At 71.1% G+C, this 7,672-nt stretch carries 8 protein-coding genes; 3 read left to right on the top strand and 5 right to left on the bottom strand.

From position 1 onward, the window contains the following. Positions 1-283: 283 nt before the first annotated feature. The 3 genes from G531_RS0115990 to eccB all read right to left on the bottom strand — a co-directional run bounded on the left by G531_RS0115990 (position 284) and on the right by eccB (position 2,456). The gene (locus G531_RS0115990) at positions 284-601 is read right to left on the bottom strand and encodes a WXG100 family type VII secretion target (protein ID WP_026928000.1); all 318 of its coding nucleotides are present in this window, start codon (positions 599-601) and stop codon (positions 284-286) included. Positions 602-641: 40 nt separating this feature from the next. Then, the gene (locus G531_RS0115985) at positions 642-956 is read right to left on the bottom strand and encodes a WXG100 family type VII secretion target (RefSeq protein WP_026927999.1); all 315 of its coding nucleotides are present in this window, start codon (positions 954-956) and stop codon (positions 642-644) included. Between the two features lie 126 nt (positions 957-1,082). Next, complete coding sequence (eccB, locus tag G531_RS0115980) at positions 1,083-2,456, bottom strand: type VII secretion protein EccB (RefSeq protein ID WP_026927998.1); 1,374 nt, start codon at positions 2,454-2,456, stop codon at positions 1,083-1,085. Positions 2,457-2,585: 129 nt separating this feature from the next. Between eccB and eccE the strand changes: the two genes are divergently transcribed. The 3 genes from eccE to G531_RS23325 are packed head-to-tail and all read left to right on the top strand — an operon-like array spanning position 2,586 to position 5,269. Then, positions 2,586-3,764, top strand: coding sequence for a type VII secretion protein EccE (gene eccE / locus G531_RS0115975; protein ID WP_026927997.1), 1,179 nt, complete (start codon positions 2,586-2,588; stop codon positions 3,762-3,764). Continuing rightward, positions 3,761-4,417: a hypothetical protein gene (locus tag G531_RS0115970; RefSeq protein ID WP_026927996.1), complete on the top strand. Its 657-nt coding sequence runs from the start codon at positions 3,761-3,763 to the stop codon at positions 4,415-4,417. Before eccE ends, G531_RS0115970 begins: the two co-directional genes overlap by 4 nt. A gap of 30 nt (positions 4,418-4,447) precedes the next feature. After that, on the top strand, positions 4,448-5,269 hold the full coding sequence (locus tag G531_RS23325; protein WP_051215610.1) for an enoyl-CoA hydratase/isomerase family protein: 822 nt from the start codon (positions 4,448-4,450) through the stop codon (positions 5,267-5,269). Positions 5,270-5,297: 28 nt separating this feature from the next. On the opposite strand, the gene G531_RS0115960 is transcribed toward G531_RS23325, so the two are convergent. Next, entirely contained in the window at positions 5,298-6,023 is a 726-nt protein-coding gene (locus G531_RS0115960) for a PIG-L deacetylase family protein (protein WP_026927995.1), read from the bottom strand. Between the two features lie 124 nt (positions 6,024-6,147). Continuing rightward, positions 6,148-7,548 carry a type VII secretion integral membrane protein EccD gene (eccD, locus tag G531_RS0115955; RefSeq protein WP_026927994.1) on the bottom strand — a complete coding sequence of 467 codons (1,401 nt, stop codon included), beginning with the start codon at positions 7,546-7,548 and terminating at the stop codon, positions 6,148-6,150. Positions 7,549-7,672: the final 124 nt, after the last annotated feature.

Raw genomic sequence — 7,672 nt, 5'->3', positions numbered from 1 at the left:
GGGCCGGGGAGGGGCCGGCGGGGATGGAGCGAAGGTTGGTGGCGGGCAGCGAGGTCAGGAGGGTTCGCTGCTCGGGGTGGGCTTCGCTCCTCGGAACCCCCGCCTCGCCGCCCGGAACCCCGGGCTCGCTGCTCGGAACCGCCCGGCTCGCTGCTTGGAACCCCCTGCTCGCCGCCCGAAACCGATACATGGCGCCCCCGCGTACCCACCCCGGAATGACCAAGGGACGCGGCAACAGCCGCGCCCCTGGAGCGACGAGCCCGGACCGGGCCCGATCAGTGCGTCACCACATGCCCTGGATGGAGGCCTCGTTCACGTGGTAGTTGTCGGTGATGGTCCCCAGCGTGGTGGTCATGTGCTGGATGATCGAAATCATCTCGTTCAGATCCTGGGTCCAGGAGGCCTGGGCGGCGTTGTACGCCTCGCGGGACGCGCCGGTCCAACCCTGCTCGGCGGCACCCGGATCGCCGGAACCCATGATGTTCATGATCTTTCCGGTCAGACCGTCCAGATTCTCCTGAACCTTGCGGCGGGCCACCGAGAGGTCGCTCAGGGCCTCGGCCATCGCGGTGCTGTTGACTTGGCTGTAGGTCTCGCTCATGGTGATGTCTCCTCAGTGCGTTTCGGGGGTGGGGTCGGACTCAGCCGTTGATGACAGCGTTCATGGCGGCGGCCGCGTCGGACTGCTCGGCCTCGTTGCGGTCGTACTGGATGCTGGTGTCCACGAGCTTCTCGTGCAGCGTGTTCAGCGTGTTCTGGACCTCACCGAACTTGGCGTCGTAGTTCTTGAACGCGTTCAGGAAGGCACGGGCGGCCGGACCCTGCCAGCCGGAGCCGATGATCGCGTTGATCTCGCCGTACAGCTGGGTCTGGACGGTCTCGATCTGCCCATACGTCGTCTCGACCTCGGTGGCAACCTGCGAGAGCTTTACCGGATCATTTCCATCGATAGCCATGGTTGATTCCTCCGCGAATCAGGGGGTGGGGGTGTCGATGGCCCCGACGCTAGGGGGATCCGGGGTCAGCGGTCATGCGGAAATCGACCCCCCGTGCGCAGTTGAGTAGTTCCTGAGTAGCAGGACTCAGCTGACCCGGATCGCGTCCTCTATGGACAGCGACCGGCCCGGAGCCAGCCCCTCGGGAACCAGCCGCAGCAGGTTGGCCGGGATCGTCACCGGGGTGACCTCGCCGTAGCCCAGCGCGTTCTTCGCGGCCTGATCGGCCAGGCCGTAACGCTTGCCGCCGGTGATCAGGGTGCCCGGATCGTCGGGCCCCAGGGAACCTTCCACCTTCACCAACGCCCCCCGCAGCGCCGGCATGTGCACCGCGTCGGCGACCTGGGAATCGGGATTGCGGGCCGAGACCGCAGGAGCGGGTACGCCGACCGCGATCCGCGGGAGTTGCCCGGCGGCGGGCCAGGTGGCGCAGACCGACTGATCGGCGAGCCCCGGCAGATGGCTCCGGGTCGGCATCGTGGCCGGCAGGGCGGGGTCCGACAGTCGTGGCGTCTGCCGGCTGAGTGCCGCGCCGGCCTGCTGGGCGGTCAGCGTACCGACCTCCCGGGCCCGGTCGCGCGCCTGCAGGACCGCGGCGTCCAGCGGGGCGATCTCGCTGAGGCCGTCGGACAGCAGCACGTAGTAGACCCCGCCGGAGCCGTCGCTGCCGGGCACCCGGAAGACCGTCCCGACCACCCCGCTCCGCCCGCCGACCGGGACCGCGGCCGGGCTGCCGACATTCGGGATGCGGACCGGCTCCAGCGCCGGCCCCTTGGGCAGCGCATCCAACCAGGCGTCCCCCGGGGTGATGGCCTGTTCGGCGAAGCCGAGCTGGATCGCGATCGCATGATCCGGCATCGGGTACGCCCGACCCTCCGCGATCAGGTACTCCGCACCCGCCGCCGACCGGGCCACCAACGACACCGACCCCGCCGGCACCGCCCCCTCGGCGATCTGCAGCGTGGTCAGCCGTTGCGGCGACGCGGCCCCCGCCGCCGGCACCACCGAACACGTCCGGATCGGATAGCCGCCGAGATCCTTGGCCTCCGGCAACTCGCCGGGCGCCCCGGGGATCCCGATCGTCGCCTCCCGCGGATAGTCCTTCATCGCCGCGGCCTTCACCGTCATCACCCGGTCGCTGCTGCCGGCCGCCAGCTTGGCCGAGGTGATGTTGCGGGTCGGATAGAGCTTGCCGCCCAGGTACACCAGCACGCCCCCGGAGGTGGAGTCGATGATCACGGTCTTGTCGGTCCGCCAGGCGGTGGAGTTGCCCGGCCGGATCAGCCCGACCAGACCGAATCCCGCCAGCACCACGATCGCGATCATCACCCCCACGAACATGCCGACGTTGAGCCGACGCAGCGGCGCCTCGGGGTTGTCGGGGTCGTGGGAGACCAGTGCGGCGATCAGTCGCTGGGTGATGAACGAGTGTGCCTTCAGCAGGTCCTTGCGGGTGGCCATGGGTCCTTCGCTCCGGGAACGCGGGGTCGGTGACTGCGGAGCCGGTCGGTGTCTGCCGACCCGAGGTCGCCCCTAGAGTAGTGCCGCGTCGGCCGAGCCAGGCCGGTCCGAATCCGGAGGGAGGGCGCCATGACGGGCAGTGGTGGCTACACCGTGCAAGCGCCCCGCCGACCCTGGCTGCTGCGGCAGGCCCCCCGGCTGGTCGCGCTGGAACTGGCGGTCCTGCTGGCCCTGCTGTTGCTGCTACGCGGCTCATTCACGGGCGTGATCGTTGGGAGCGCCCTGGTCCTGCTGCTCCTGCTGTCGGCCCTACCGCTGTTCGCCGGGCGCTCCGCGGCCGACCAATTCCGACTCTGGCTGGCCTATCACCGTCGGCAACCGGCGGAAGTTTCCGCTTTCGACGTGCCGGTCGACCTGGTGCCCCTGGCCGAATGGGTCCCCGAGCTGGCGGTGACCGCGACCACCACCGGCCGGGGGGAGGAGATCGGGGTGGCCGCCGACGGCACCGGCTGGATCGCGGTACTGGCGCTGACCGGCGACGACGACCTCATCGCCGACACCGGTGACGAACTCGATCTCGCCGCCCTCGGCGCCCTGACCCGCTGCGACGACATCGTCTTCGCCGGGATCCAGGTCGTCACCTATACCGTGCCCGCGCCGACCCGGGTGCTGCTGGGGCCCGGTTCCGCGGCCGCGGCGGCGTACGCGGAGATCGTGCCGCGGCTCCCACCGGCGGTGCGCCGCACCTGGTTGTGCGTACGCCTGGACCCCACGCTGTGCCTGACGGCGGTGACCCGACGCGGCGCCGGTCAGACCGGGATCGAGGCCACCCTGCGCTTCGGGCTGCACCGGATCCAGTCGCACCTGAAACGCGCAGGCGTACGCACCCGGGCGCTGAGCGCCGGGGAACTGTACGACGTGCTCGCGCTGACCACCGGCGCCTCCCCCGACGGCGCCGCGGCCGAACGCACCGACGAGTTCTGGGAGCACTGGACCTGCGACGGGTTGGTGCACACCGGCCTGAACGTTCGCGGGTGGGGTCGCGATCCCTCCGGGGCGTACGCCGACCTGCTCGCCGCGGTCACCTCGGCACCGGTGCTGTTCGCGCTGACCAGCTTCACCCTGGATGCCGCCGCCGAAGCCTCCGGCGCGATCCGGCTGGTCACCCCCGACGAGGCCTCCGCCCGGGCCGCGGAGGACAAGGTGGCCGCCCTGGTCGGTACCGAGGTCCTGCTCGGGGGCGCCGGCGGCGTCCAGGTGCCCACGCTGTTGGCGACCGTCCCGCTCGGCCGGGGAGTCGACCTGTGACCGCGCCGACCCACGGGGCCCTCGATCACCCGTACGCCCCGGCCCCCGTCGTGCAGACCGGGCCCAGCGGCCTGATCGTGGGCATGGGTCCGCGTGGGCCGGTCACCATCCGGCTGTTCCGGTCGCGCCCGACCCGGCTGGTGGCGGCCGCGCCGCCCTATGTGACCTGGCTGCTGGCGTACCGGACCGTCAGCCTGGGCGCTTACGTCTCGCTGCTCACCGGCCGGCCCCGGGACTGGGAAGGGCTGCGGAACCACATCCAGGCCTCCGGCGGGACCGCGGATCTGGTGCCGACCGCGCACGGACTGCCCGAGGCCGGGCGCCCCTACCGGCCCTCGCTGATCGTCGACGACGGGGGCACCTTCGACCCGGCCACGCCACTGGGCCCTTGGCAGGCCCTGCTCACCACCACCACGGTGACCGGCCCCGCGGCCATTCAGCACCTGCGCTCGGCCGACATGGGGCTGATCGCCCCACACGGCGAGGAGTCGGTGATCGAGGCAATGCGGCGGGCCTACTTCCTCAATCCGGGGCAGGTCCGGGCCTGCCACCTGCTCGCCGAGGGCGAAGTGGTGCTGGCCATGCCCCGCCGGCTGGTCCGGATCGCGGTACGCCCGACCCCCGGAGAACACCGGCTACTCTTCGGTAGCTGACCGGCGGGGCCGCATGCGAGAATTTGGGGCATGACCCAGCATCCCGACCTGCTCGTCGAACAGAAGCGCGCCGCGCTCTATGTCACCCTGAACCGCCCCGACAAGCGCAACGCGCAGACCCCGTCGCTGTGGATGGCCCTGCACGAGGTGGCCCGCACCCTGGATCCCTCCGTCCGGGTCGTCGTGCTGCAGGGCGCCGGTGACGACTTCTCCGCGGGCCTGGATCTGCACATCATGTCGCCCGAGGGGCTCCCGGGGGAGCCGAAGCTGCCCGCGATCGCCCGGGCCCGGGGGGAGCAGGAGACCGCGAATCTGATCGGCACCTTCCAGGAGGCCTTCAGTGCGTGGCGGGAGGTCGACGCGATCGTGATCGCCGCGGTCCAGGGTCACGCGATCGGGGCCGGCTTCCAGCTGGCGCTGGCCGCCGACCTGCGGATCGTGACCGATGACAGCAAGCTGGCGCTGAAGGAGACCTCCCTCGGCCTGGTGCCCGATCTCGGGGGGATTCAGCCGCTGGTGGACGCGGTCGGTTACTCCCGCGCCCTGGAGATCGCCCTGACCGGCCGCTGGGTCACCGCCCAGGAAGCGGTCAACTCCGGGATCGCCTGCCTCGGGGTCCCGCGGTCCGAACTGAAGCTGGCCACCGGGCAGGTGGTCGATGCGATCTGTGAGAACTCCGACCTGGCGGTCCGGGAACTGAAGAAGCTGATGGTCGGCGCGTCCCGGCGGACCACCGCCGAGCAGTTGCAGGCCGAACGGGAGGCCCAGGGCCGACTCCTGGTCGACCTGGTCACCCCGGCCGGCTTCGACCGCAGCAAGACGCACTCGCACGATCACCACCACGAGCACTGAGGATCCGGCGCCGCCGGGTTGACCGGGTTCAGGCTCCGCCGAGGTCGAACAGGCGGAAGCCGACCGCATACTCACTCCCGGCGGCCCGACCGTCCTCCCGCAGGAGTTCGGGGATGAACTCCGCGGGATCGGGGTGGTCGCCGATGTGGCGCAGGTAGGCCTCGTGGCTGTTCAGTGAGGCGATCGCCGCCGTCACTGCCGGTGGCCCCACGGCCAGCGCGTGCGTGGGGGCGGGGTGCCCGGCGACCAGCAGGGCACGGGTGTGCCAGGGCGTCAGGCCCTCCTGCTCGATCTGCTCCCGGAACACCCACCGATTGTCGGCATCGCGGACCGCGTCGGCCACCGCGAGCCCGGCCGCGCGGTGATCGGCCTGGTTGAGTCCGCCGTAGGCCTCCTGGTCGAAGTTGGCGGTCACCACCAGGTCCGGGCGGAACCGGCGGATCTCGCGGGCGATATCGCGGCGCAGCGGCAGCCCGTATTCGATCATCCCGTCGGGATGCCCGAGGATGGTCAGTTCGCTCACCCCGACGCAGGCGCAGGCCTGTCGCTGCTCCCGTTCCCGGATCGGCGCCACCGTCTGCGGATCCTCGGCCATCCCGGCCTCCCCGGCAGTCACCAGGAGGTAGGCCACCTCGACCCCGCGCGCGGTCCAGGTCGCCACCGCGGCGGAGGTGCCGTATTCCATGTCGTCGGGGTGCGCCACCACGCACAGCAACCGGGAAACGTCGCTGGGTGGCGCCGGAAGTTCGCTCATCGCCGTCTCCTCACGGGTTGGTTCGACGATCTGTGCGGATTGTGCTTCTCGATGCCCGCAAACCACCCCAAACGAGCCGATACCGCAAAGTAGCAACACGATCCGCACAGCCGGAGCCGGGTACCTAGCTTCCGGCGAGTCCGTAGGCCCACATGAACAGGTTCAGCGTCCACAGCGTGAACGGCACGATGCACATGATCGCCACCCATTCCAGGATGTCGCCGCACCGCCCCCAGACCGGGGAGAGCACCTTGTTGTACATCGTCGCGGCATACTGCACCAGCAGCCAGACCGCGATCAGCACGACCAGCACCCCGACGGTGAGCCGCACCACCGGGTCGGGGATCATCAGCACCCAGCGCACCAGCGCCGCCACGCCCAACAGGGTCCCGGCGGCCAGCAGCACGAACCGGTGCGGACGCCCGCTGAAGGCCCGGGAACGCAGCGCCAGTGCCACCGCGGCCGCCGAGACCAGCGCCACCGGCCCGGGCCCCTCACCCCACAGCAGCAGCGGGATCGACAGCACCGTCGCACTCAGCCCGGTGCAGGTCAGGAAGGCCGCCAGGAACCGGTCGGCGGAGATCGCCCGTTGCACGATGTCGGTCTGCACCGGCTGCCGGTCGGCCATCAGCGCCTCGGCGGTGGTCGGCAGATTGGGCAGCGCCACATTCGCGACCCGGTAGCTCAGCATCGGCAGCAGCGCGGTCAGCCCCAGCACCACCGCCAGCGCCACCGCGCACACCTGGACCAGCGAACCGCCCAGCAGGACCGCCACCATCGCGGTGAGTGCCAGCACCAGACCGGTGAGCGCCACCCCCAGAAATTGGTACGCCGAGACCCGCGTGCCGAGGGCCATGGCGACCGCGAACACCAGCAGCAGGGCGCTCCCGGTCAGCGCCTGGACCGGCAGATCCGCCACCCGCAGCGGGAACCGCCCCGCGATCAAATAGCTGCCACCCAGGCCGGCCATGATCACCGAGACCCAGCCGAGCACCCCGGCCACCGTCCGCTGCCCGAACGCGCGGGCAAGCAGGATCGCGACGAAACCGGCCGCGGTCGCCAGCGCCAGCGCGCCCAGCGCCGCAGACAGACTCGGCGACAGCACGGTCGCCGCCCCGGGCAGCAGCACTGCGAACACAGCCGCGGTCAGCAGCGCGAACCGTTGCGAATCCTGCGGCGACCAGGCCTCCTGGGCCCGTTGGGTGGTGGTCGAGACCGCATCCACGACGTCATCGAAGGCGGCATCGGGCAGGGCCGCTTCCTGCTGGCGCAGGTGCAGGGTCTCCCCGTCGCGAATCTGCAGGTCCGCGATGAGCGCGTTCGGATCCAGCGGATCCTCCCCGAACCGCTGCAACGCCCAGGTGGTCACCGCATCCTGGGCGCCGCCGCCCTCGTAGCCGGCGAACCGGACGATATTGGGCAGTAGCTCACCCAGCGTGGTGGTCCCCGGCAGGGCGAGATCGATGCGCCGGTTCGGCGAGATCACCGTCACCCGGGCCAGATCGTCCCCGATGTCGGCGGTCATGCCGGCCCCGCGGCAGTCGGCACCTGCTTTGCTCCGGTGGTCATGGGGGGCAGCGTACCGGCGCGGGGTGCAGTTCCGGCTCCCTCCGACGGCGGGTGGCCCCCTGCGGTGGCTAGTCTTCGAC

Origin of the sequence: Granulicoccus phenolivorans DSM 17626 = NBRC 107789 = JCM 15570 (assembly GCF_000423085.1) — a bacterium.
Classification (GTDB): Bacteria; Actinomycetota; Actinomycetes; order Propionibacteriales; family Propionibacteriaceae; genus Granulicoccus; species Granulicoccus phenolivorans.
The sequence above is the reverse complement of the archived record's forward strand: the minus strand, read 5'-3'. Positions and strand labels throughout refer to the sequence as shown.

Excerpts from the sequence above, each read along its gene's own strand:
- G531_RS0115990 (WP_026928000.1), bottom strand. The coding sequence starts at position 601 with ATGAGCGAGACCTACAGCCAAGTCAACAGCACCGCGATGGCCGAGGCC.
- G531_RS0115985 (WP_026927999.1), bottom strand. The coding sequence starts at position 956 with ATGGCTATCGATGGAAATGATCCGGTAAAGCTCTCGCAGGTTGCCACC.
- eccB (WP_026927998.1), bottom strand. The coding sequence starts at position 2,456 with ATGGCCACCCGCAAGGACCTGCTGAAGGCACACTCGTTCATCACCCAG.
- eccE (WP_026927997.1), top strand. The coding sequence starts at position 2,586 with ATGACGGGCAGTGGTGGCTACACCGTGCAAGCGCCCCGCCGACCCTGG.
- G531_RS23325 (WP_051215610.1), top strand. The coding sequence starts at position 4,448 with ATGACCCAGCATCCCGACCTGCTCGTCGAACAGAAGCGCGCCGCGCTC.
- G531_RS0115960 (WP_026927995.1), bottom strand. The coding sequence starts at position 6,023 with ATGAGCGAACTTCCGGCGCCACCCAGCGACGTTTCCCGGTTGCTGTGC.
- eccD (WP_026927994.1), bottom strand. The coding sequence starts at position 7,548 with ATGACCGCCGACATCGGGGACGATCTGGCCCGGGTGACGGTGATCTCG.